Here is a 22,610-nt window from a genome sequence, read left to right on the forward strand (position 1 = left end):
GTCAGCCGAGCATGCGGCTGACGAGGCGGGCCGTGTAATCCACCATGGGGATCACCCGGGCATAGTTGAGGCGGGTCGGGCCGATGACGCCCAGGACGCCGACGATGCGCTGCTCCCGGTCCCGGTAGGGCGAGACGACCAGCGACGAGCCGGAGAGCGAGAAGAGCTTGTTTTCCGAGCCGATGAAGATGCGCACCCCGTCCCCCTTTTCGGCAAGGCCGAGCAGCTGGATGAGGTCGCGCTTGTTTTCAAGATCGTCGAATAGCAAGCGCACCCGCTCCAGATCCTCCGCCACGTCCACATCGGTAAGCAGGTTCGACTGGCCGCGGACGATCAGCGTGTCGCCCTCGCCCCCCTCGCCTGCCCAGACTGCCAGGCCAGCCTCGACGATCTTCTGGGTGAGGCTGTCCAGCTCAGCCTGGTTGGCCTCGCGCAGGCGTTCCAGTTCGCGGCGCACATCCGACAGGGTCCGGCCCTGGATCTGGGCATTGAGATAGTTGCCCGCCTCCACCAGCGCCGACTGCGGCAGGCCGGAGGGCAGATCGATGATGCGGTTCTCCACCGAGCCATCCTCACCCACGAGAACGGCAAGGGCTTTCAGCGGTTCAATGCGGATGAACTCGATCTGGCGCAGGCGCACATCCTGCTTGTGAGTCAGCACCACACCTGCCCCGCTGGAAAGCCCCGACAGAAGCTGGCTCGCCTCCGTCAGGACATGCTCCATCGTGCCCTTGGTGTGGCTGGAGGCGCGCACCTGAACGTCGATGCGCTCGCGCTCCTCCTGTGAAAGGTCCCCCACCTCGAGCAGCGCATCAATGAAGAAGCGCAGGCCCGTTTCGGTCGGCAGGCGCCCGGCGCTGGTGTGCGGGGAATAGAGCAGGCCCAGATGCTCCAGATCAGCCATCACGTTGCGTACGGAGGCCGGCGACAGCGACATGCCGAGGCCGCGCGCCACATTGCGCGAGCCGACCGGCTCGCCGGTGTCCAGATAGGTCTCGACGATGGATCGGAAAATCTCGCGGGACCGCTTGTCCAGATCGCTCAGGCTCACGTATCCAACCTCATCCTCTGCCGGGTTTCGTGTGCTGCCAGCTTCGGGCAATTCACGGCTCTTCTGCAAGATATAGGACCAAAATGGCCGCAGAGTGCAAGCAGGCCTTTACGGCTCTCGGGTCTCAGGGCTACAAGCGCGGAAAGATCTGTGGGCCAGTGCGCCGCAGCGGCCATTTTCAAGTCAGGAGCCAGATATGCGTCCGTCCAAACGTGCTGCCGATGAACTGCGGTCCGTCACGCTGGAGCGTGGTGTTTCCAAGCATGCCGAGGGCTCCTGCCTGGTGAAGTTCGGCGACACCCACGTCCTGTGCACCGCCAGCCTGGAAGAGCGCGTGCCCTCCTGGCTGCGCGGCCAGAACAAGGGCTGGGTGACGGCCGAATACGGCATGCTGCCGCGCGCCACCGGCACGCGCATGCGCCGTGAGGCGTCCTCCGGCAAGCAGTCCGGCCGCACCCAGGAAATCCAGCGCCTCATCGGCCGCTCGCTGCGCGCCGTGGTCGATCTGGAAGCCCTCGGCGAGAACCAGATTTCCATCGACTGCGACGTGATCCAGGCCGATGGCGGCACCCGCACGGCTTCGATCACCGGCGCATGGGTGGCCCTGCATGACTGCATCGAATGGATGCGCGCCCGCGAGATCGTCAAGAAGCCGGTGCTGAAGGACCATGTGGCCGCCATTTCCTGCGGCATCTACAAGGGCAACCCGGTGCTGGACCTTGACTATGAGGAAGATTCCGCTGCCGAGACCGACGCCAACTTCGTGCTGACCGGCGCGGGCGGCATTGTCGAGATCCAGGGCACGGCGGAAGGCGCCCCCTTCTCCGAGGAAGAGTTCAAGGCACTGCTGGATCTTGCCCGCGGCGGCATCGGCCGCCTGATCGACCTGCAGAAAATGTCCATCCTGTGAGGCACCCCATGGCACACCGCAAGCTGGAGCCGGGCCGTCTGGTCGTGGCCACCCACAACGCCGGAAAGCTGCGCGAAATCCGCGAGCTGCTCGGCCCCTATGGGTTCGATGTGGTTTCGGCCGGCGAGCTGGACCTGCCGGAACCGGAAGAAACCGGCACCACCTTCGAGGCCAATGCGGAGCTGAAGGCCCGTGCGGCAGCAGAGGCCTCCGGTCTGCCGTCGCTGGCCGATGACAGCGGCTTCTGCGCGGCCGCTCTCAATGGCGATCCTGGCATCTATTCCGCCCGCTGGGCCGGTCCGGAGAAGGACTTTGCCATGGCCATGCGCAATGTGGAAGAAAAGCTGCAGCAGGCAGGCGCGGTGACGGCGGAAGCCCGGCGCGGCTCCTTCGTGGCCGTGCTCTGCCTTGCCTGGCCTGATGGCCATGCGGAGTTTTTCCGCGGCGAAGTGGAAGGCCAGATTGTCTGGCCGCCGCGCGGCACGAAAGGCTTCGGCTACGACCCGATGTTCCAGCCCGACGGCCATGAGCGCACCTTCGGTGAGATGACTTCGGAAGAAAAACACGGCTGGTCCAGAACCACGCCTGCCCTGTCCCACCGTGCCCGCGCCTTCACCCTGTTCTCGAAGGCCTGCCTGGAGCAAGAATGACCACCACCCCGGACGGCGGCTTCGGCATCTATGTGCACTGGCCCTTCTGCGCGGCCAAGTGCCCCTATTGCGACTTCAATTCCCACGTCCGGCATCAGCCGGTCGACCAGGACCGCTTTGTTGCGGCCTTCGAGCGGGAGCTGGCGCATTTTGCCGCCTGGACGCCAAACCGGACGGTGCAGTCGATCTTCTTTGGCGGCGGCACGCCGTCGCTGATGCTGCCGCGCACGGTGGAGCGCATTCTGGAAGCCATCGCCCGCCACTGGGCGATCGATACGGACGTGGAAATCTCGCTGGAAGCCAATCCCTCCAGCGTTGAGGCGGAACGTTTCCGGGGCTACCGGGCAGCTGGCGTCAACCGGGTATCTCTGGGCGTGCAGGCGCTCAACGATCAGGACCTGCGCCAGCTCGGCCGTCTGCATGACGTGGCCGGGGCTTTGCAGGCCATCGAGATTGCCCGCGAAACCTTCCCGCGCTTGTCCTTCGACCTCATCTATGCCCGGCCCGGCCAGACAGTGACCGGCTGGGAGGCAGAGCTGCGCCAGGCGGTGAAACTCGCCGCCGATCATCTGTCGCTCTATCAGCTGACCATCGAGGAAGGCACGCCCTTCTTCAACCTGTATCAGGCGGGCAAGCTGATCGTGCCAGACCCGGATCTGGGAGCGGAATTCTACGAGCTGACGCAGGATCTGACCGCTGATCTCGGCCTGCCGGCCTATGAAGTGTCCAACCACGCCCGTCCCGGCGCGGAATGCCGCCATAATCTCGTCTACTGGCGCTACGGCGATTATGTGGGCGTCGGGCCGGGTGCCCATGGCCGCCTGTCGCTGGGCGCCACCAAGCGCGCCACAGCCATCGAGCGCCATCCGGAAACATGGCTTGCCCATGTGGAAGAGCGCGGCCACGGCATGGTGGAGGACCTGCCGCTGAGTGACGAGGAGCAGGGCGATGAATACCTGCTGATGGGCCTGCGGCTGATCGAGGGCGTCGACATGCGCCGCTACGAGCGGCTGTCCGGCCGCTCCATCGACCCGCGCCGCCTCAACGACCTGCTGGAGCATGGCATGGTCGAGAAGCTGGACGAAACCCGTGTCCGCGCCACCCGCGACGGCTTTTTCGTGCTGGACGCAGTCGTGGCGGATCTGGCGGCGTAATGCCTCGCGCCTGCTTCCGGAACAGCGCAGCCGGAGGCTTCAACTCACCAGCAATAAGTCCTTAAGCAAAATAGGATTTCTCTCTATTTTCATGCTGCACTGCGACAACAGCAATGCAGCAAATAGTCCTTTGTATGATACAGAGTGCAGAACTGGCTTCATGAGCTGTCAACCTGTTGGTGTCAGGCTGTTCACACTCGGGCTATTGATGCAGACGGCAATATCAGCCTATTCTGCTGCAATGCCAGAAGCCGGGCTTGATATACGCGGCAGAGACAGTGCGTGTTCGCCGGGCCAGCGACGAAGGATCAGAAGTGTTGCCCTTCTATCATCTCTACGAGATCAACCATGCCGCCATGGGCCCGGTGCGTGCCGCAGCGGACGCAACACGGCTCTATTTCCAGAACCCGTTCAACCCGATGAGCCACACGCAGCTCGGCCGGCAGGTTGCGGCCGCCTGCGAGGTGCTTGAGCGCACGACACGGCGCTATGGCAAGCCGGAGTTCGGCCTGGCCGAAACCACCATCGGCGGCATGAAGGTACCGGTGAGCGAACGCGTCGTCTGGCGCCGCCCCTTTTGCGACCTTCTGCATTTCGAGCGCGGCACCGCCCAGCGCCGTAACGACCCGAAGATCCTGATCGTTGCTCCCATGTCCGGCCACTATGCCACGCTGCTGCGCGGCACGGTGGAGGCCATGCTGCCGCGCGCCGATGTCTATATCACCGACTGGATCGACGCCCGCATGGTGCCGCTTTCGGACGGCAAGTTCGATCTGGATGACTACATCGACTACGTCATCTCCATGCTGCATTTTCTCGGGCCGGACACCCACGTCGTGGCCGTGTGCCAGCCCTCGGTACCGGTGCTGGCCGCTGTTGCGGTGATGGAAGCGCGCAACGATCCCTATGCGCCTTCGACCATGACACTGATGGGCGGGCCGATCGACACCCGTGTCGCGCCCACCGCCGTCAATGATCTGGCCATGTCCAAGGGCATCAACTGGTTCAAGCGCAACGTGATCATGCAGGTGCCGTTCCCGCATCCGGGCATGATGCGCTACGTCTATCCTGGCTTCCTGCAGCTGTCGGGCTTCATGAGCATGAACCTCGACCGGCACCTCATCGCCCACCGCGACTTTTTCCAGCATCTGGTGAAGGGCGATGGTGACAGTGCCGAGAAGCACCGCGAATTTTACGATGAATATCTGGCGGTGATGGATCTGACGGCAGAATTCTACCTGCAGACGGTGGAGAGCGTGTTCATCGAGCACTCCCTGCCGCTTGGCAAGATGAAGCACGGCGATGTACTCGTAGACTGCGGCGCCATCCGTAACACCGCCCTGCTGACCATCGAGGGCGAGAAGGACGACATCACCGGCCGTGGCCAGACCCGCGCTGCCCACACGCTCTGCACCAGCCTGCCGGAGGACATGAAAGCTCATTACGAACAGCCGAATGTGGGCCATTATGGTGTGTTCAATGGCTCGCGCTTCCGCGCCGAAATCGCCCCGCGCATGATCGACTTCATCCTGACCCACTCGCAAGCCAACCGCGAGCGTGTGAAGAAAGCTGCTGCAGCTGCCGCCGCCAAACCGGCCGCAGTGGAAAAACCGGTAGCCGAAACGCACAGGGCCAACGCAGCGCCCGCCCCCAAGGCGGACGTGACAACTGCTGCCAAGGCTGAGCCGAAGGCAGCCGCAGCTGCGAAGAGCGACCCGCTGGCCGAGATCCTGCTGGCCAAGCCCCAGGGCGTTGCCGACAATCTCAAGGCCATCACCGGCGTCGGCCCCAAGCTGGAAAAGGCGCTGAATGAAGCGGGCATCTTCCACTTCTGGCAGATCGCAGGCCTGACGGATGCGCAGATCGAGGCGCTGGACGACCGTCTGGATTTCCGCGGCCGCATGGCCCGTGACAACTGGATCGAGCAGGCCCGCAAACTGGCTGAAACGGTCGCCTGAGACCGGTGATCAGACCAGAGATCAGGCCCGGCCCTGCCCTCTGAGGCCTGCCTTCCGGCAGGTGATCAGGGCAGGGCCGGGTTTTTTCATGTCTGCGGCAGGGGCCGGTGAGAGCCCAACCTTCCGTCCAAGTCATTGATTCAAGGACGTCTTCCGCTTTTGCGTTCAATTCTGCAGACAACCCGGCGCACCGTGTAATCGATGAGGGGCCTCATGGTCTTCTTGAAAGGCAGGCCGCGCATTCCCACGTCTTTATCTGTTGAAATCCGAAAGGGGATGACGATGACTGGGAACACTGTGTTGAGGCCTGGCTGGAATGCGGCAAGCATCGTGCTGATGGTGCTGGGCTTTGTGTTGTTCTGGCCGCTTGGACTGGCAATGCTTGCCTATATTCTTTGGGGTGACCGTTTCGAAACAATGTTTCGTGACGCCCGTGATCAATGGAACAGAAGCCCGATCAAGAGTGCGGTGAATAACATGAATGCGGGAAGCTTTGGCCGGACCGGCAACGTAGCCTTTGATGACTACCGGGAACGCGAACTAAAGCGCCTCGAGGAAGAGCGTGCGAAACTCGATGCCATGCGCGCCGAATTCGATACTTTCCTGCGCGAACTGCGCCGGGCCAAGGATCAGGAAGAGTTCGACCGCTTCATGGCCGCCCGTGGCCGCAGCTCAGGCACCTCTGGTCCTGCCTGACCGGCCGGTCCGGTAAGGTACACCACGCGGGAAGCGGCGCAGCTTGCGCCGCTTTCGCCGTTTTGGAAGGCGCGGTTTCCCGCTGCAAGCCACTCCTCACGCCAGCAAAACCAGATACCCTCTGATACGTTCGAATCACACTCGCAGCGCCTGTCTGCGAGACTTGCAGGGAAATGGAATGTTCTCACGGCTGCGGCGGCCTGTTTTTCCGGACCATATCGTGCTGCCGCTGAGCGGCGGCGAGATTGCCGTGCGCCTGCGGCCTGATCCGCGGGCGCGCCGCTATCTGCTGCGCCTGCCGCATGACCAGTCCGGCCCGGTGCTGACCATTCCCAAGGGCGGCTCGCTCTCTACCGCCCAGCGTTTTGCCGAAAAACATGCCGGCTGGCTGGAGGAAAAGCTCGCCGCTCTGCCGCAGACAACCCCCTTTGCCGCCGGGTCGGTTGTCCCTGTCCGGGGAATCCTTCACCGGATCGAGCCTTCGGGCCGCCTGCGCGGGCTTGTAACGGCAGGGCTTGATGCAGACGGTCATGCGGTGCTCAGCGTGCCCGGCGCTGCCGAACATACGGGCCGCAAGGTGGCCGACTGGCTGAAGCGGCAGGCACGGGCCGATATCGAAGCAGCCGTGGCCCGCCACACGGCCACGCTGGGGGTGAAGGCCGCGGCCATTTCCCTGCGCGACACCCGCAGCCGCTGGGGCTCTTGCGCCTCGAACGGGCGGCTGTCCTTCTCCTGGCGGCTGATCCTTGCCCCGCCGGAAATCCTGGACTATGTCGCTGCCCACGAGGTGGCGCACCTGCGGGAAATGAACCATTCGGACCGGTTCTGGGCGCTGTGCCGGCAGCTTGCCCCGCACACGCCCAAAGCCCGCCAGTGGCTGAAGGACGAGGGCGGCAAGCTGCATCTGTTCGGCTGATCAGCCGCCGAAAAGCCGGCCGATAAAGCCGAGCGGCCCGCCTTCGGAAGGCGGCGGCGGAATGACACGGCCATCGGCCCCCACATCCGCCGGGGGAATGGGGGCATTGTCGGTGGGCACAGGGCCGTAATTCTGCGGCAGCTGTTCGGCAACACCGGGCAAGCCCGCAACGGGCAGACCGGCATGCGCCTTGTCCATTGCGGCCTTCCAGATTTCCGCTGGCAGGGAGCCGCCCGTCGCCTTCTTCGTCGGGCTGTTGTCGTCATTGCCGAGCCAGACGGTGGCCGTCAGGTTGCCGGTGTAGCCGATGAACCAGGCATCGCGGAAGTCCTGGCTGGTACCCGTCTTGCCGCCCGCCGGGCGCTGGTCTGCCAGCATCGCCTTCTTGCCCGTGCCGGTGACAAGTGTCTGCGCCATCATGTGGTTCATCTGGGCAAGGCGCAGCCCGTCGATCACCTTGCCAGTTCCATCCCCCTGCCGGGCATAGAGCGTGCGGCCTTCCGCCGTGCGGATGCGGCGGATGACATGGGGCACAACTCCGTAGCCGCCATTGGAGAAGGGAACATAGGCCGCCGTGATTTCCAGCGGCGTCACTTCCGATGTGCCCAGCGCCAGCGAGGGATTGGCCGCCAGTTGCGAGCGGATGCCAAGCTTCTGCGCTACCTTGACCACCTTGCCGGGTCCGGTTTCCACCGCCAGCCGCGCAGCCACGGTGTTGAGGGACATGGCCAGTGCGTCGGTGAGCGTGACATCGCCATAATACTGCTTGGTATAGTTCTGCGGGCGCCAGCCCTTGAGGGAGAAGGGCTCGTCCCGGCGGATCGTGTCCGGCGTCAGGCCGCTTTCAAGCGCCGCCAGATAGACGAAGGGTTTGAAGGCGGAGCCTGGCTGACGGCGCGCGTTGGTGGCACGGTTGAACTGGCTCTTCTGATAGTCCCGGCCACCCACCATGGCCCGTACGGCCCCTGCCGTGTCCATGATGACGACGGCGCCCTGCGAGACCCCCAATTCACGTCCGTGGGCATTCAGCGCAGTCACCAGTGCTGATTCCGCAGCCTGCTGCATCACCGGATCAATGGTGGTGTCGACGATGATGTCGCTGTCGATGGACCCGGCAAACTGCGGCAGCAGATCCATCACCCAGTCGGCGACATAATTGGCGCTGGCCGTGTTGCGGTCGCTGACCACATGGGCGGGCTCGCTCATGGCTGTCCGGGCGGTCGCTGCATCAATGAAGCCGGCATCGCGCATGGCGGCAAGAACCACCTTGGATCGTTCAAACGCCAGCTCGGGATTGCGCGTGGGGGCATAGCGGCTGGGCGCTTTCAGCAGTCCTGCCAGAACGGCCGCCTCCTGCAGGGTAACAAGCCTTGCCGACTTGCCGAAATACCGCCGGGCGGCGGCGTCCACCCCGTAGGCGCCTGCGCCCAGATAGACGCGGTTGAGATACATCTCAAGGATCTCGTCCTTGGAGTATTTGGCCTCCAGCCAAAGTGACAGCACCACTTCCTGCACCTTGCGCTTCAAGGTGCGGTCAGGCTCGAGGAACAGGTTCTTGGCCAGCTGCTGGGTCAGCGTCGAGCCGCCCTGCACCAGATGGCCCGACGTCATGTTGACGGCAAGGGCGCGGACAAGGCCGATCGGGTCGAGCCCGAAGTGGGATTCGAACCGCCGGTCCTCAATGGCAATTACCGCCTGCGGCAAATATGCCGGAAGCTGCTCCAGACGTACGGCTTCCCCGCCCGTGTCGCCCCGGTTGGCCAGAAGCTCGCCGGTGGTGGCAACGATCTTCACATTGGGCGGCCGGGCAGGAACCTTCCATTCGGAGGTGGGAGGCAGATGGGCCGCGTAGTAGACGACCACACCGGTGGCAGCGATGCCGCCCCAGATGGCAAGCACGAAGCCCCAATAAAATGCCTTGCGGATCAGCCAGAACAACGGATTGGAAGAGCGGGTGCGGCTGCGGCGGGCTTTCTTTTTAGCCTTGCTCTTTCCGCCAGGCTTTACGGGGCGCTTGCGGCGGGGGGCAGGGGCGTCACCATCATCCGTACGCGGACGCCGGGGCCGCTTGACCGGACGCTCTGCTGCAACGTCACCGGTTCCCGGGCGCACATCGTAAAGATCGCCGCTGGCAGGGCCAAACGCCGGTTCGATCCGATTGCTGCCAGCCGGGCGGCGTGCCATGAGCCTCTCGTCATTCTGAGGGCCTGTGCGGGGAGCGCAAGGCAGTCTGCATCAAACTAGAGCGGCTGGTTTAAGGTGGCGTTAAACCTTGGGTGCGGATGGGTCGCCGGCACGCAGCCCCCGCAAAGAGAAACCGCCTCCTCAAAGAAGCAGCGGTTTCTAATGTTAAAGCGAGTTGTTAGACGGCTCAGCTCGAGTAGCGCGAGGCGTCCGCACCGTAGTGATTCACATAGCGCTCATTCAGCTGCGTCACCGGCATAACGATGAGGACATCCGTGGTGCCGAACTGATAGTCGACCACGGCACCATCGCCGATATAGGCACCGAGGCGCAGATACCCCTTCACCAGAGGCGGCAGCTCGCGCAAGGTCGCCTTTTCATTGAGCTCTTCGCGGGCAACGCGGTTCATCTCGACATAGCGTTCCGGCACGGCACGCACACGCCAGGTCTCCGGCGCACGGGCATGATGGTGCAGGAACGAAAGCTGGCTGGCGATCCGGTCCGGATCCGTGCCCTCGATGGAAGCGCAGCCGATCATCACGTCGATGCGGTGGCGGATCACATAGGCCCAGATGCCGTGCCAGAGCAGCTCGACCGTGCGCTTGTTGCGGTAGGGCTTGAGTACGCAGGAGCGGCCCAGTTCCAGGAAGCGCAGGCCCGGATTGGCATCCACCAGCGGCTGGATGTCATATTCGCTGGCCGTATAGAAGCCGCCATGGGCCTCGGCCACGTCCTGGCGCAGCAGACGGTAGGTGCCGACGATCTGTGGCTGCAGGCGGCCCAGCTTGTTGCGCTTCATCGCAGCGTGATCAACGACCAGAAGATGATCGCAGATGGCGTCAAAGGCGTCCATGTCACGGCGGGTGGCGAGGGTCTGCGCATCGGCAATGGCAGACATTTCCTCGTAGAAGACGTGATAGCGCAGGCGCTGCGCCTTCTTCACTTCACGCGCGGTGCGCGCGAGGCGCACCTCAAGAGAGCCCACACGGCCAAGAGACACATCACCGGCAGGACCAGCTTCACCATGCAAGGGCTTTGCAAAGCCGGGAAAGAAACGCGCGGAAATGCCCTGTTCGCCCATCATGGGCACGAACTTCTGCACAAGCTTGCGCGGAGAAAATAGACCTGGCCGCATCATCGAGATTCGGTCCCCTATCTGCCTCGGTTGTTTCCCACCGGGGGCCCTGCGGAACCGGTGCCGCAGGCCTCGTTTGTCCTGTCAGGTTGCTACGCCGGTACAGCGATTCTCATCCCTTTAACCGGCGAAATCCTGATCTTGCCGTAGACCATAGTTTTCCAACACTAGCATGACAACGGCCAGCGTTCACAATATTTCGTCATGGTAACAATCCGGGAGCGGCACTATGTCCGGGCGGGCAGATTTTCCAGTGCCTCTTCAACGGCTTCGCGGGAAAGCGGTTTTGTGAGGAAACCGGCAACTCCACTCGCCCTTGCCCGGTCGCGGGCGGCCGGCATCACGTCCGCCGTGACGATGAGCACCGGCACCTGCGGGCGCCCCCGGGCGGTCTCGATCTCGCGGATCTGGGCCATGGCATCCAGCCCGTCGAGCCCCGGCATGTGCAAGTCCATCAAGATGGCATCGAAATTCTGCTCGCTGGCTGCGCGCCAGGCTTCCAGACCATCGGGCACCACCGTCACCTCATGGCCAAGCTTGCGCAGCAGTGCTTCGCCCAGAAGACGGTTGATATCGTTGTCCTCGGCCAAGAGCAGCCGCAGTGGCCGGGCCGGGGCAAGCCGGTGCGGCGCGCCCGGAATACGTTCCGGCGGCAGATCCACGGCCGCCTCCCAGGCCAGCGTTTCACCGCCTTCGCCCATAAGGCTGGCAATGATGCGCCGGAATGTGCGCCCTCGCACGGGCCGCACCAGATAGGCGGAGAAACCTGCCTCGCGCAGGCGGTCCAGCCGGTCCCGCTCCTGCGGGGTAACCAGAACAATGGCTGGCGCACTGCAGCCGGCTGCACGGGCGGTCGCCAGCCAGCCTGCGCCATCGGCCACCGCGCCGTGTTCCAGCAGCACAAGGTCCGCATGGGGCAGCGCATCGGCAAGCGTATCATCGCCCGGCTGCACAAGCTGCACGCTGGCGCCATGAGCGGTGCACTGCAGCGCCAGTGCTTTGCCTTCAATCACCCCTTGCGAGACAATGACCACACGCCGGTTCGCAAGGCTTGCAAGCCCCTCCCCGGCCTGTCCTGCGGTATCCGGAGCTTCCGGCAGCGGCAGACAGATGCGGAAGATGGCACCCTTGCCCTCCTCCGCCAGCGCCTCGACCGTGCCGTCCATCAGGCCGGTAAGGCGGCGGACGATGGCAAGGCCAAGGCCCGTGCCGCCAAAACGCCGTGCCGGGCCGTGATCCACCTGCTCGAACTCTCCGAACAGCCGCTCGGCATCCGCGGACGAAAAGCCGATCCCGGTGTCCCTAACTTCCAGCGTCAGCAGGCTGCCGCTTTCCTGCGGAGCGATGGAGAGGCTGATGAGAACGCCGCCCTCTTCGGTGAACTTGATGCCGTTGCCGGCCAGATTGAACAGGATCTGCCGCAGCCGGTTGGCATCAGCGGTGACAATACGGGGAATTGCCGGGTCGGCTGTGAAGCCGATCTCAAGCCCCTTGGCATGGGCACGCGGTGCCAGCAGCTCCACCACATGCTCGGCCAGACCTTCCAGATCCACCGGTCCCGGCTGAATGGTCAGTTTGCCGGCTTCTGCACGGGAGAAATCCAGCAGCTCATCGATCAGCAGCAGCAGCGTTTCGCCCGAGGTTTCCAGTGCCCGCACATAGGCCCGCTGCTCGTGGGTGAGATGCGTGTCGGAGAGAAGCGCGGCCATGCCCAGAATGCCGTTGAGCGGCGTGCGCACCTCATGGCTGACGGTTGCCAGAAAGCGGGACTTGGCTTCGCTGGCGCTTTCCGCATTCTGCCGTGCGGCCAGAAGTTCCTCTTCCATCTTGCGCCGCGTGGTAACGTCACGCAGGACGGTCTGCAGCACCGGTGTTCCGCGCGGCCCCTCGCGCACGGTCACATCGATACGGGAAAACCAGCGTGGCCCTTCGCGAGTGTCCAGCAGAATGTCACCGAAGACGCCAGTCGCTTCGGCGCTGAGCAAATCCTGCGGCGTCTCGGCCAGCGGCAGCTCCAGTTTTTCGCCGGGCCGCGGGCTCTGCTCCGGCCAGAACAGGCTTCCAGCCACCGGATTGGCATAGATGACGTTTTCTTCCATGTCGCGGCGGATGACCACATCGCCCAGCGCATGGAGAATGCTGGCATGGCGCTCATCGGATTCGCGCAGCTCCCAGGCGGCGTCTTCCAGCTCCTCGATGCGCTGGTTCAGCCGGTGGGTTTCCACCGCCGCAGTGCCAAGTGCGGTCTGCAGGCGGTGGCGGTCATCATGAATGACACAGGCGATGGACAGCCCGCCTGCGGCAAAGCCGAGAACCAGCGCCAGAAGCCGCTCGTAAGGCCCGCCGCCGAGCAGCAAAAAGGCAGCGATGAGAGCCAGAATGCCGATACCGGCGGCCAATGTGAGCACCCGTTCGTGACCGAACCGGCGCCCGGCCCGGGTCAGTAAACCAGGCTCATCCGGCGCAGATCCGGGCTGACCGGCCTTTCCCTTCGGCGGACGCTTTGCATCTTTCGGGCTTTGCGGGCGCTTCTGCCCTTCCGGGCGCTCGGGGCCGTCCGGCTGCTGTGCCTTCAGGCCCGTTTCCGCTTCAGCCTTGCTGCCGTTTCCGTCTGCCGATTGCGGTCGCATGCCCTGTCCCCAGCGGCCTGCGCGGCAGGCCTGATCCTGATGAAGGCCCGACAAGGTTCTGCGGGCACAGCCGGAAACAAGCTTGCAGTCCAATCCCTTGAAAAAGCCTTTCGAATTTTAGGCTTTTCCGGTTTGTACAGGTCAGCCTCCCATGCCGGTGATCCCGGCTTCCCAGCCGAGGATGGCGCGCTTGCGGGTGAGGCCCCAGTGATAGCCGCAGAGCCCGCCGGTGCGTCCCAGCACCCGGTGGCAGGGCACCACAAAGGAAATCGGGTTGCGCCCCACGGCCGAGCCCACCGCCCGTGCCGCACTGGGTTTGCCGAGACTGCGGGCAATGTCGGAATAGGTGGTCGCCTTGCCCATGGGGATCTTCAGCAGCGTGCGCCAGACACGGATCTCAAAGTCGCTGCCGATGAAGATCACCTTGAGCGGCGTGTCCTCAGACCAACTCGCCGGATCAAACACCCGCGCCGCATAGGGCGCTGTTGCCACGTCATCTTCCAAGAAGACGGCAGCAGGCCAGCGGCCGGACATGTCGACAAAGGCGGATGCCTCTTCCCCTTCATCGGCAAATGCGAGTCCGGCAAGGCCCCGGTCGGTCGCCATGATCAGCACCTGGCCGAAGGGGCACGGATGGAAGCCGTAGCGGATGGTGAGGCCCGCGCCACGGTTGCGGTAGTCGCCCGGCGTCATCGCCTCGTGGGTGACGAACAGATCATGCAGCCGCCCCGGCCCGGACAGCCCCACCTCATAGGAGGTCTCCAGAATGCTGGCTGCATCGCGCAGAAGCTCGCGGGCATGATCCAGCGTGATCGCCTGCAGGAACTGCTTGGGCGTCAGTCCGGCCCAGCGCGAGAACACCCGCTGCAGCTGGATCGGTTGCAGCCCGGCCTCGCGGGCAAGGTCTTCCAGTGCCGGCTGGTCCCGCCAGGTATCGGAAATGCGCTCCAGCGTCTGGCGGACGATGGCATAGTCCCGCGCGGCGGCTTCCCCCGTTTCGGGAACGGCGGCCGCCTCGCGTCCGGCAAGGTTCAGGTCGAAAAGCTGGGTCATGGCAACGGCAGGTCCGGTGAATGTCAGATCCTGACCCTACCCCCGGCGCCGCACCTATGCCACCCGATAAGCGAGCCCTCAGCCCGCCTTGCGGAAACGGGCCGTGCGCGTGTCGGCCACATAGAGCTTTGCCCGCTCACCCGCTTCTGCCGCCAGTTCCGCGACCGACTGGTGGATGAAACGGGCGGTTTCGTCACTCAACAGATAGCTGAAGTTGAGCCGCGTCCAGCCGGGCTTCTCGATCTCGTCCCCCGCCTGGATCGAGGCGCGCAGGCCTTCCGAGCGCGCCTGAGAGATGCCCAGCAGCCGGTGCGCATAAGGCCCGGCGCAGGCGCAGCCGCCACGGGCCTGGATGCCGTGGAAATCGGACAGCATGCGGGTAAACAGCTGCGGATGCACCTGTGTGCCCTGCCGGTCCAGCACCTGAAAGGCAAAGATGGGCAGCCGGTCCCGCTGATCCGCCGCCAGAATGCGCAAGGCGGGATGCCCGTCCCAAGCCGCGAAGGCCATGCGGGCCAGCGCCTTGTCGCGGGCAAGGATGAAATCGCAGCCCACCGCATCCTTCACCGCAAAGGCAAGCCCAGCGCGGATATCGCCCAGCACATTCGGCGTGCCCGCCTCCTCGCGCGCGGCCAGCGAAGCGGAATAGTCATGCCCCCAGGGCGAGACGAAAGACACCGTGCCGCCGCCCGGCCATGTGGGCTTGCTGGCGCGAACTGCCGCATTGCGGATGATCAGGATGCCGGATGCCCCCGGCCCGCCGGGAAACTTGTGCGGCGACACCACCACCGCATCCTTGGCGCAGTCCGCCTCAGGCACCATGATGATGGGGAGATAGGGTCCGCCGCCCGCATAATCCCATAGTGCAAGCGCGCCGTGGCGCTTCAGCAGACGGGTGACAGCGTCCACATCCGTCAGGATGCCGGTGACATTCGAGGCTGCCGAAAAGGCGCCCAGCACCATGGGTCTGTCCTTGAGACGCAGAAGCTCAGCCTCCAGGACATCCATGTCCGGTCCACCTTGTGGCGCTTCCGGAATCTCGATCACATCCGCGCCGCATTCACGCCAGGGCAGGATGTTGGAGTGATGCTCATAGGGGCCGATGAGAACGGCAGCGCGGCCAGCTTGCTGCCCTGTCCCGCCAAGGCCGAACAGGCTGAGTGCCCGGTTGATGCCGGCCGTGGCGCCGGAGCCGGTGAAGATCACCGTGTAGTTTTCATCCGCACCGGTGCTGCGGGCAATCAGCGCCCGCGCCTCGCGGCGCAGCGTGGTCATCCGCGCCCCGCAATAGGAGGCTTCCGTGTGGCTGTTGGCGTAATAGGGCAGGACTTCCGTGAGAATGAACTCTTCCACCTGCCGCAGCGCCCGGCCCGATGCGGTGTAGTCCGCATAGGTGATCCTGCGCGGTCCGAAAGCGCCCTCGATCTCCGCCCCCTCCCCGATCAGCCCGGCGCGCAGCGCCTCAACAATGCGGGTGGTGGGCAGGCTGCTCTGGAAGGATTCAAGGCTCATCGGCATGGGATGGTTCCAATGGAAGAAAACTGGTGTATCGAAAATTATGCGATCAGGCTTGAGATGTGTTCCCATATTTCACATCATTGCGCCTTAAAGCGATGAAACTGTTCGACAAAGGTGCATGATGATTGATCAGTTCAACAAGGCCATCCTGAAGGCGCTGCAGGAGGATGGCAGCCTCACCCAGCGTGAATTGTCGGAGAAGGTCAATCTGTCCCCCAACGCCTGCTGGAACCGCATCCAGACGCTGAAGAAGGAGGGCGTGATCACAGGCCAGACGGTACAGCTCGACCGCACCCGGCTGGGCCTTGATCTGGTCGTCTTCGTGATGATCCGCACCCGGCATCATTCTGCGGAATGGCTGGAGATTTTCCGGCGCCACGTGGTGCAGATCCCGGAAGTCATCGATTTCTTCCGCATCGGCGGCGACTATGACTACATGCTGAAAGTCGTCACCCGCGACATGGCCAGCTACGACGCCGTCTACCGCCGCCTGATCGCCGGCATCGAACTCGACAGCGTCACATCCTACTTCGCCATGGAAGCCATCGAAGAGCAACGCCCCCTGCCGGTGAGAGAAACGAAGGACCGGTGAGGCGTTTGGCAGCCTCCGGCGTTTTCCGCCTGTTGGTGCAGGCTGTGGACAGACATTGTCGTCGTTGTCTGTGACGCAAACGAGCCTTCTGCAACAGACGCCCCCCTTCCCGTTCCACACTGAGATCCCTTGGAATTCAAACGATTTCCAGAATAGACAGCACGTCGATGAAGGCTGCCTTTCATAATTGGGTTTTAGGTACTGTCGGTGGACAGTCTTTTCTGAAAACACAAGGCATTGCCTGCATTCTTCTGGTTCCTGAGTCTTGCAGGTTGCAAAAGGTTGACAAGGTTGTTTTCATGCAATACGGAGATTGCGAGTCGGGTGATTGCAATTTTAAATTTGCAGGTGCTGTAAATTTTCAATCATTTCCGTGTTCCGCACGTATGGTTCTCAGTTAAGGTCGTCAATGCGAAGCAACCTTGAACTCTAGCGCTCTCCTGCGATGATAAATTTGCATCTCAGGGTAGATTGTATTTTTTGAAGAAAATATTGCGTGGAGCGGTTGTCAACGAAGTTCCTGGCCCAGGTTTCACATGAGCGTAAACGTTGTTCAAATCAATTCAGGTGATCTAATAGGCCGCCGGTTTAACGGCTATGACCTGCATCCTCACCTTTCGCAACATGGCATCAATTCGACACAGCTTGTGTATTGGAACAAGCAGTCGGACGCGGATTTCGTTTCCAAGGCGTTTGACTATCCGGGCAACCGCTATGTCACTCGTGGATTGATGAAGCTTGAACAAAAGCTGTCGATGCATGCGCGTCTCCAGCCGCATTCCTGGGCGCTTCCGCTGCACAAGAGAATGCGTGAAGCTGATTTGGCGCATCTCCACATCATTCACGACGGGTGGATGAGTTTGTCTGCCTTGCCCTATCTTACCCGGCGCAAGCCGACCGTGTGGACGTGGCATGACCCGTGGGCCATGACAGGCCATTGCATCTATCCGCTGGATTGCACGCGCTGGACCAGCGGGTGTGGCTCGTGCCCAGATTTGACCCTGCCTTTTCCCATGCGCAAGGACAAAACGGCAGAGCAATATGCCTGGAAAAAGAAGATATACTCTAAGATGAAGGCAGAAATCGTTGTCGCATCCGAATGGATGCGGACAATGGTTTCAAAGTCTCCGCTCGCAGAGGGGCTGAAAGTCAACGTTATTCCGTTCGGCCTTGATCTTGATCGCTACAAGCCTGCCGACAAGCAGGCAGCACGGGAACGGCTGGGCATTTTTCCTGGCCGGCCAGTTGTTTTCCTTCGCTCATCATCCACCCCATTCAAAGGGCTTTCTGAGTTTGTAAAGGCTGTTGAACAGCTCGCTTCCGATTTGCAGCTTTGCATCATCTCGCTTCAGGAAATAGGGCACTTTGACAAGTTCATAGGCAAGCACCAAATCCTCGAGTTTGGCTGGTCGAACGATGAGGATCTGCTGCTTGACGCCTATGCTGCGTGCGATTTCTTTGCCATGCCCTCCAGAGCTGAGGCATTTGGTCTGATGGCGATTGAAGCAATGGCGTGCGGCCGGCCGGTTCTTTCCTTCGACGGCACTTCTCTTCCGGGTATCACATTCGCGCCCGATGCCGGCCTCTGTGTGCCGATGGGTAACATCCAAGAGTTGGCGCGCGCGATTGAATGGCTGGCTCGCAATCCTGCGGATTGTGAGCGCCGGGGCTCTCTCTCCCGTAGCCTTGCTGAGAAGCACTATGATATCCGTGACCAAGCCAGACTGACTGCGGACCTCTACAAGCGCGTTCTATCGCAAAATGAAAATTCAGGACCGGTCACTTAACCGCCGGAGAACGCACCCATGAAGATACTTCTTCTAACGGATATTCCGCCTTGTGATAATTTTACTGCAGGATTGGTTCTCTCGGCAATGGTCCGGCTGGTCCCGCGGGATGAGATTTGCATATTTTCGGTTACGAATCCGGCGCTTGACATGCGCCTTGGCGAAGAATTCGCCAATATTCCGATCGAGATGAATGCGAAGCCCAACGAGAACTGGTCGTGGCTGCCACGTCGCAGGTCGATGCGCGCGCTCTCCGCTGCGGCGGCCTTTGCAGGAGAGAAATTCATCGAGACGGCCATCATACCAAGCCTGATCCGCAAAGCTGTCAAGTTTGGGCAGAATCAGCACGTTGATCGTGTCTGGGCGGTGCTGCAAGGGCAAACCACGATCCGTATGGCTGCAGCGGTTGCACAAAGGCTCGGTGTGCCACTTCACACCCATGTATGGGATCCGTTCAGCTGGTGGGCGAAAGCGCACGGCATTGACAGGTTCCACACCCGGCGCGTTCAAGCCCAGTTTGACAAGGCAATTGCCGCCAGCCAGGGGGTTGCGACGGCATCAGTGCCGATGGCCGAGCTGTACAAGCAGCGGTTTGGTGTATCTGCCATTCCCGTTATAGCGTCACATCACAAGTCTATGGCGCAGCAGCCTGCAGCTGACGCTTCCACTTCCCGGGAGAAACCTCTGGTGATCGGCATGGCCGGTCAGTTCTATGCCGCGAACGAATGGCTGCAGTTGTTGCATGCCCTCCGCTCAGCCGGCTGGCAGGTCGCGGGGCGGCCGGTGCGGGCTGTCATCCTGGGGCCCCAGCAGCCTCCAGGCACTCCGGATCCGCATGTGTCCTTCCTTGGCTGGAAATCCCAAAAGGATGCGGCTTTCATTTTATCGCAATGCGACATCCTCTACTGCCCTTATCCGTTCGATCCGGGCATGAAGGAAGTTTCGCAGTATAGCTTCCCCAGCAAGTTGGTTCTATACTTGTCGGCTGGTCGCCCCATTGTATTTCATGGACCTGATTATTCATCTCCTGCGAAATATATCAGAAACCATCGCTGCGGGCTTGTGGCTACAACGCTTGCGGCAACCGCTATCTACAACGAACTTGAACGGCTTGTCTCCAATCCCGAAAATTATAGGCAAATGGCCGCAAACGCGCGAACAGCGTTCCTCAAAGATTTCACGCTGGAGTCCATGGACCGGGCTTTCAATGCCTTCATTGGAGGAGATGACCTTGAAGAGGGCGCAGATGCCCGTCTCCATGATCACCGGAGGCGAAGCGGACAGGCGGTCATCTATCGCGCCGGGCTGACCAACGAGCAACGGAGGCTTACGCTGCCCTGGATTGGGCGCCAGGTACGCAGCCGTATTTCGGCAGGTCCGCGAAGTTTGCTCCGGCACTACAAACCGGTTGTACGGCGGGTTGCGTTCACCATTCCACGTCTCGAGAGCCTTTACCGGGAGATCCACGCTCTTTATGCCGAGAAGGCTGCCTTGCTGGAGAGGGTCAATGGGCTGGAAAGCGAGAACGCCAAGCTGAAATCATTACTTGGCATGACACCAAGCAAACCCAGTGAGATGAGCGAGCCAGTAAGAGAACTCCCAGCTACCGCGGCCCTGCCGGTCACTGCCTCTCCGAAGCTGATCGGAGAAATGTATCCTGCTGGCAAAACGCTTGTCTTGGCCGATTTACCCGGAGGGCAGAGCACGTCAGGCTTTGATGACGATACGGGACTTCGCAAGCCTGCAGGAGCTGGACTTGTCCGCTACCTGTACCTGCCAGAGGATGGCGGCTGCAACATCAACTGGACCGACGAATGGAAGCATGCTGCAGAGCAGCTGCCCCGTAACGGCCTCGGTGAAAAGCTGCATCTTGTCATGGCCCATGGATTGGACCGCATTGCAGTGGAGGGAAACACTCCGTTCCGCGTCGCATTTGCTGTGGAACTGGCGCGTTTGGCGTCCTGCCGTGCGGTTATTGTCTCGGCTGACGCTCACACCACATGCACATGGCTGCACGAGCACGGCCACATCGACCATGTCATTCTCCCGGTGCAGGCAGGCTGAGATCCGGGATAGTGCGCGTGTTTTTGATCGCGACATTTGACGCGTGAAAGGCTATTAAAACAGCATGACCATGTATAACGTCAATACGTTGCCGACATCCTCTGCAGTGCTAGCTAGCATGTGGAAGAATCGCAACCTGCTGAAGCAGTTGTGGATGCGCGACTTTTCAATCCGTTACAAGAACGGTGTGCTGGGTATTGCATGGGCTTTGCTCAATCCATTGATGATGCTAACCCTTTACTCTTTCGTATTTGTGTTCGTCTTCCAAATGCGCTGGGGCTCTGGGCCGGACACAAAAGGCAATTTCGTCATTCTTCTTTTCACAGGACTCGTTGTTCATGGCTTTTTTGCCGAGTTCATTACTCGCGCACCTCAACTTATTACTAGTAATTCGTCCTATGTGAAGAAAGTTGTATTTCCACTCGAGCTGCTTCCTTTGATGCCCCTGCTAAGCGCTCTTGTGAATTTCTTTGTTGGCATGATTTTGGTTTGCTTTCTGTTATTCTATCTTCAGGGAAACATTCCGTTAACGATCGTATTTCTACCCTTTATTATTACACCCTATGCCCTCATGGTTCTTGGACTTAGCTATTTTCTGGCTGCAACTGGCGTGTTTGTGCGTGACCTGACTCATGTGGTCGGAATTATTTCAACCATTGCAATGTTTGCTTCTCCCGTCCTGTTCCCGATCGAGAACGTTCCGGAGAACTTCCGCATCTATCTTTATGCCAATCCCTTGACCGTTATTGTGGAACAGCTGCGGGATGTATCGATCCTCGGCAATGCGCCGGATTGGTGGAGTCTGCTGATTTATACAGCTGCTGCGGCCGTCGTTTTTGCGATCGGGTTCTCGTGGTTCCAGGCTACGCGGAAGGGATTTGCCGATGTCCTCTGAGGCGGTGATCGAAGCAAAGAACATCAGCAAGGTCTATCTGCTGTACAACAAGTCGGAAGACCGGTTGAAGCAGATGCTTGTGCCGCGTATGAAGCGGCTGCTGGCGCCTGTGCTGGGCAGCATGTTCCCCCGTCTGCGTCAGGACAAGCCGCGGTTCCGCGAGTTCTGGGCGCTTCGGGATGTTTCCGTCAGTCTGATGCCTGGCGAAACGCTTGGGATCATCGGGCAGAACGGATCGGGCAAGTCGACACTGCTGCAGATTATCTGCGGCACGCTCTCGCCTTCCGCAGGTGCCGCTTACAGCCGCGGCCGTGTGGCTGCGCTGCTGGAGCTTGGAGCCGGGTTCAATCCTGACTTCACGGGCAGGGAAAACGTCTATCTCAATGCCGCTATCTATGGCCTCTCCAGGGCCGAAATCGATCAGCGGATGGACGCGATCATTGAGTTTGCAGAAATCGGCGAGCACATCGATCAACCGGTAAAGACATACTCCAGCGGCATGTTCGTGCGTCTTGCTTTTAGTGTCATTGCCAATGTCGATGCAGAGGTTCTGGTCATTGATGAAGCACTGGCCGTTGGGGACGCCTATTTCCAGCAGAAGTGCCTGCGTTTCCTGCGCAAGTTCCAGGAACGCGGCTCCATCTTTTTTGTGAGCCATGACACCGGTGCGATGATGAGTTTCTGCGATCGTGTTGTTTGGCTGCAGAACGGCACTATCAGGGCACAAGGCGATCCGAAGCAGGTCTGTGAAGAGTACCTAGCTTTCCTTTATCAGAAGCATACTGGCGTTGAACCAGAAACCCCTTCGGCTGCCTCAGCTGAAGAAGCCGTTTCGACTGAACCGCAACAAGGTCCTGACGTCGGCCCCGGCGGAACTGAACAAGCTTACAACGGATGGGGGCAGTCTGAACTTCCGCCGCCAGCAAACGATCGTGGGTTTGGCGATATGGCGGCGGAAATTACTGGCTGTCAGCTGGCTGGAGAACACGGGCAGATTTTACAAGTCGTTACTGGAGGCGAGACCTGCGAGATTGCTTGCAACTTCAAGGCAAACTCAGATCTTGAATCCGTTATTGCTGGATTTATAGTCAAAGATCGACTTGGGCAGTATATCTTTGGAGAAAACACTTTTAAAGAGACAGCCTCCTCACCGGTGAATATGAGTTCGCAAAGTGTTGGCGAAGCTCGGTTCAAGTTCATAATGCCAACTTTAGCACCAGGAACATATACGGTGGTCTTGGCGATAGCAGGCGGAACTCTTGAAGATCATGTTCAGCATCATTGGCTTCATGAGGCAATTGTTTTTCATTCTCAATCAGAAATAAACACCGGCGTCCTTCTACAAATTCCTGTCAAATCAACGATAAATGCCGCCTTAGCTTAGTTAAGTTAAGATTGCAGCAAAGAGGCCTCAAGG

17 protein-coding genes are annotated in these 22,610 nt (G+C 61.1%); 11 read left to right on the forward strand and 6 right to left on the reverse strand.

Annotated features, from left to right (window positions below; translation table 11 throughout):
* Nucleotide 1: 1 nt before the first annotated feature.
* Entirely contained in the window at nt 2–1,051 is a 1,050-nt protein-coding gene (hrcA, locus tag V6L75_RS06445; protein WP_334250696.1) for a heat-inducible transcriptional repressor HrcA, read from the reverse strand.
* Nucleotides 1,052–1,247: 196 nt separating this feature from the next.
* Between hrcA and rph the strand changes: the two genes are divergently transcribed.
* The 6 genes from rph (at nt 1,248) to V6L75_RS06475 (ending at nt 7,335) form a co-directional block, all read left to right on the forward strand.
* Nucleotides 1,248–1,961: a ribonuclease PH gene (gene rph / locus V6L75_RS06450; protein ID WP_334250697.1), complete on the forward strand. Its 714-nt coding sequence runs from the start codon at nt 1,248–1,250 to the stop codon at nt 1,959–1,961.
* Between the two features lie 8 nt (nt 1,962–1,969).
* Nucleotides 1,970–2,611 (forward strand): RdgB/HAM1 family non-canonical purine NTP pyrophosphatase, encoded by a 642-nt coding sequence (gene rdgB, locus V6L75_RS06455; RefSeq protein WP_334250698.1) that lies wholly within the window; start codon nt 1,970–1,972, stop codon nt 2,609–2,611.
* Entirely contained in the window at nt 2,608–3,765 is a 1,158-nt protein-coding gene (gene hemW / locus V6L75_RS06460) for a radical SAM family heme chaperone HemW (protein ID WP_019964187.1), read from the forward strand. Before rdgB ends, hemW begins: the two co-directional genes overlap by 4 nt.
* A gap of 356 nt (nt 3,766–4,121) precedes the next feature.
* Nucleotides 4,122–5,723 carry a polyhydroxyalkanoate depolymerase gene (gene phaZ / locus V6L75_RS06465; protein ID WP_425498706.1) on the forward strand — a complete coding sequence of 534 codons (1,602 nt, stop codon included), beginning with the start codon at nt 4,122–4,124 and terminating at the stop codon, nt 5,721–5,723.
* A 282-nt stretch (nt 5,724–6,005) separates the two neighbouring features.
* Nucleotides 6,006–6,419: a DUF2852 domain-containing protein gene (locus tag V6L75_RS06470; protein ID WP_334250915.1), complete on the forward strand. Its 414-nt coding sequence runs from the start codon at nt 6,006–6,008 to the stop codon at nt 6,417–6,419.
* 178 nt (nt 6,420–6,597) lie between these two features.
* On the forward strand, nt 6,598–7,335 hold the full coding sequence (locus tag V6L75_RS06475) for a M48 family metallopeptidase (protein ID WP_334250701.1): 738 nt from the start codon (nt 6,598–6,600) through the stop codon (nt 7,333–7,335).
* Here V6L75_RS06475 and V6L75_RS06480 read toward each other — a convergent pair whose 3' ends face one another.
* The 5 genes from V6L75_RS06480 to V6L75_RS06500 all read right to left on the reverse strand — a co-directional run bounded on the left by V6L75_RS06480 (nt 7,336) and on the right by V6L75_RS06500 (nt 15,855).
* Entirely contained in the window at nt 7,336–9,519 is a 2,184-nt protein-coding gene (locus V6L75_RS06480; RefSeq protein ID WP_334250702.1) for a transglycosylase domain-containing protein, read from the reverse strand.
* A gap of 187 nt (nt 9,520–9,706) precedes the next feature.
* Nucleotides 9,707–10,657 carry a l-ornithine N(alpha)-acyltransferase gene (gene olsB, locus V6L75_RS06485; protein ID WP_425498693.1) on the reverse strand — a complete coding sequence of 317 codons (951 nt, stop codon included), beginning with the start codon at nt 10,655–10,657 and terminating at the stop codon, nt 9,707–9,709.
* 224 nt (nt 10,658–10,881) lie between these two features.
* Nucleotides 10,882–13,284 (reverse strand): ATP-binding protein, encoded by a 2,403-nt coding sequence (locus V6L75_RS06490; RefSeq protein WP_334250703.1) that lies wholly within the window; start codon nt 13,282–13,284, stop codon nt 10,882–10,884.
* 141 nt (nt 13,285–13,425) lie between these two features.
* Entirely contained in the window at nt 13,426–14,337 is a 912-nt protein-coding gene (locus V6L75_RS06495; protein ID WP_334250704.1) for a bifunctional helix-turn-helix domain-containing protein/methylated-DNA--[protein]-cysteine S-methyltransferase, read from the reverse strand.
* Between the two features lie 78 nt (nt 14,338–14,415).
* Nucleotides 14,416–15,855: an aminotransferase class V-fold PLP-dependent enzyme gene (locus tag V6L75_RS06500; RefSeq protein WP_334250705.1), complete on the reverse strand. Its 1,440-nt coding sequence runs from the start codon at nt 15,853–15,855 to the stop codon at nt 14,416–14,418.
* Nucleotides 15,856–15,973: 118 nt separating this feature from the next.
* On the opposite strand from V6L75_RS06500, the gene V6L75_RS06505 reads away from it, so the two are divergent.
* The 5 genes from V6L75_RS06505 (at nt 15,974) to V6L75_RS06525 (ending at nt 22,577) form a co-directional block, all read left to right on the forward strand.
* Nucleotides 15,974–16,447 (forward strand): Lrp/AsnC family transcriptional regulator, encoded by a 474-nt coding sequence (locus V6L75_RS06505; protein ID WP_334250706.1) that lies wholly within the window; start codon nt 15,974–15,976, stop codon nt 16,445–16,447.
* A 536-nt stretch (nt 16,448–16,983) separates the two neighbouring features.
* A complete protein-coding gene (locus V6L75_RS06510; RefSeq protein WP_334250707.1) occupies nt 16,984–18,234 on the forward strand; it encodes a glycosyltransferase family 4 protein in 1,251 nt (416 codons plus the stop codon).
* 18 nt (nt 18,235–18,252) lie between these two features.
* Nucleotides 18,253–20,298 (forward strand): glycosyltransferase family protein, encoded by a 2,046-nt coding sequence (locus V6L75_RS06515; RefSeq protein WP_334250708.1) that lies wholly within the window; start codon nt 18,253–18,255, stop codon nt 20,296–20,298.
* A gap of 64 nt (nt 20,299–20,362) precedes the next feature.
* Entirely contained in the window at nt 20,363–21,193 is an 831-nt protein-coding gene (locus V6L75_RS06520) for an ABC transporter permease (RefSeq protein WP_334250709.1), read from the forward strand.
* A complete protein-coding gene (locus tag V6L75_RS06525) occupies nt 21,183–22,577 on the forward strand; it encodes an ABC transporter ATP-binding protein (RefSeq protein WP_334250710.1) in 1,395 nt (464 codons plus the stop codon). Before V6L75_RS06520 ends, V6L75_RS06525 begins: the two co-directional genes overlap by 11 nt.
* Nucleotides 22,578–22,610 lie beyond the last annotated feature (33 nt).

Source organism: Pannonibacter anstelovis, assembly GCF_036881715.1.
GTDB classification, from domain to species: Bacteria; Pseudomonadota; Alphaproteobacteria; order Rhizobiales; family Stappiaceae; genus Pannonibacter; species Pannonibacter anstelovis.

What these genes read in the sequence shown, in the direction of transcription:
- rph (WP_334250697.1), top strand. Translation starts at nt 1,248, where the DNA reads ATGCGTCCGTCCAAACGTGCTGCCGATGAACTGCGGTCCGTCACGCTG.
- rdgB (WP_334250698.1), top strand. Translation starts at nt 1,970, where the DNA reads ATGGCACACCGCAAGCTGGAGCCGGGCCGTCTGGTCGTGGCCACCCAC.
- hemW (WP_019964187.1), top strand. Translation starts at nt 2,608, where the DNA reads ATGACCACCACCCCGGACGGCGGCTTCGGCATCTATGTGCACTGGCCC.
- phaZ (WP_425498706.1), top strand. Translation starts at nt 4,122, where the DNA reads ATGGGCCCGGTGCGTGCCGCAGCGGACGCAACACGGCTCTATTTCCAG.
- V6L75_RS06470 (WP_334250915.1), top strand. Translation starts at nt 6,006, where the DNA reads ATGACTGGGAACACTGTGTTGAGGCCTGGCTGGAATGCGGCAAGCATC.
- V6L75_RS06475 (WP_334250701.1), top strand. Translation starts at nt 6,598, where the DNA reads ATGTTCTCACGGCTGCGGCGGCCTGTTTTTCCGGACCATATCGTGCTG.
- V6L75_RS06480 (WP_334250702.1), bottom strand. Translation starts at nt 9,519, where the DNA reads ATGGCACGCCGCCCGGCTGGCAGCAATCGGATCGAACCGGCGTTTGGC.
- olsB (WP_425498693.1), bottom strand. Translation starts at nt 10,657, where the DNA reads ATGATGCGGCCAGGTCTATTTTCTCCGCGCAAGCTTGTGCAGAAGTTC.
- V6L75_RS06490 (WP_334250703.1), bottom strand. Translation starts at nt 13,284, where the DNA reads ATGCGACCGCAATCGGCAGACGGAAACGGCAGCAAGGCTGAAGCGGAA.
- V6L75_RS06495 (WP_334250704.1), bottom strand. Translation starts at nt 14,337, where the DNA reads ATGACCCAGCTTTTCGACCTGAACCTTGCCGGACGCGAGGCGGCCGCC.
- V6L75_RS06500 (WP_334250705.1), bottom strand. Translation starts at nt 15,855, where the DNA reads ATGCCGATGAGCCTTGAATCCTTCCAGAGCAGCCTGCCCACCACCCGC.
- V6L75_RS06505 (WP_334250706.1), top strand. Translation starts at nt 15,974, where the DNA reads ATGATGATTGATCAGTTCAACAAGGCCATCCTGAAGGCGCTGCAGGAG.
- V6L75_RS06510 (WP_334250707.1), top strand. Translation starts at nt 16,984, where the DNA reads ATGAGCGTAAACGTTGTTCAAATCAATTCAGGTGATCTAATAGGCCGC.
- V6L75_RS06515 (WP_334250708.1), top strand. Translation starts at nt 18,253, where the DNA reads ATGAAGATACTTCTTCTAACGGATATTCCGCCTTGTGATAATTTTACT.
- V6L75_RS06520 (WP_334250709.1), top strand. Translation starts at nt 20,363, where the DNA reads ATGACCATGTATAACGTCAATACGTTGCCGACATCCTCTGCAGTGCTA.
- V6L75_RS06525 (WP_334250710.1), top strand. Translation starts at nt 21,183, where the DNA reads ATGTCCTCTGAGGCGGTGATCGAAGCAAAGAACATCAGCAAGGTCTAT.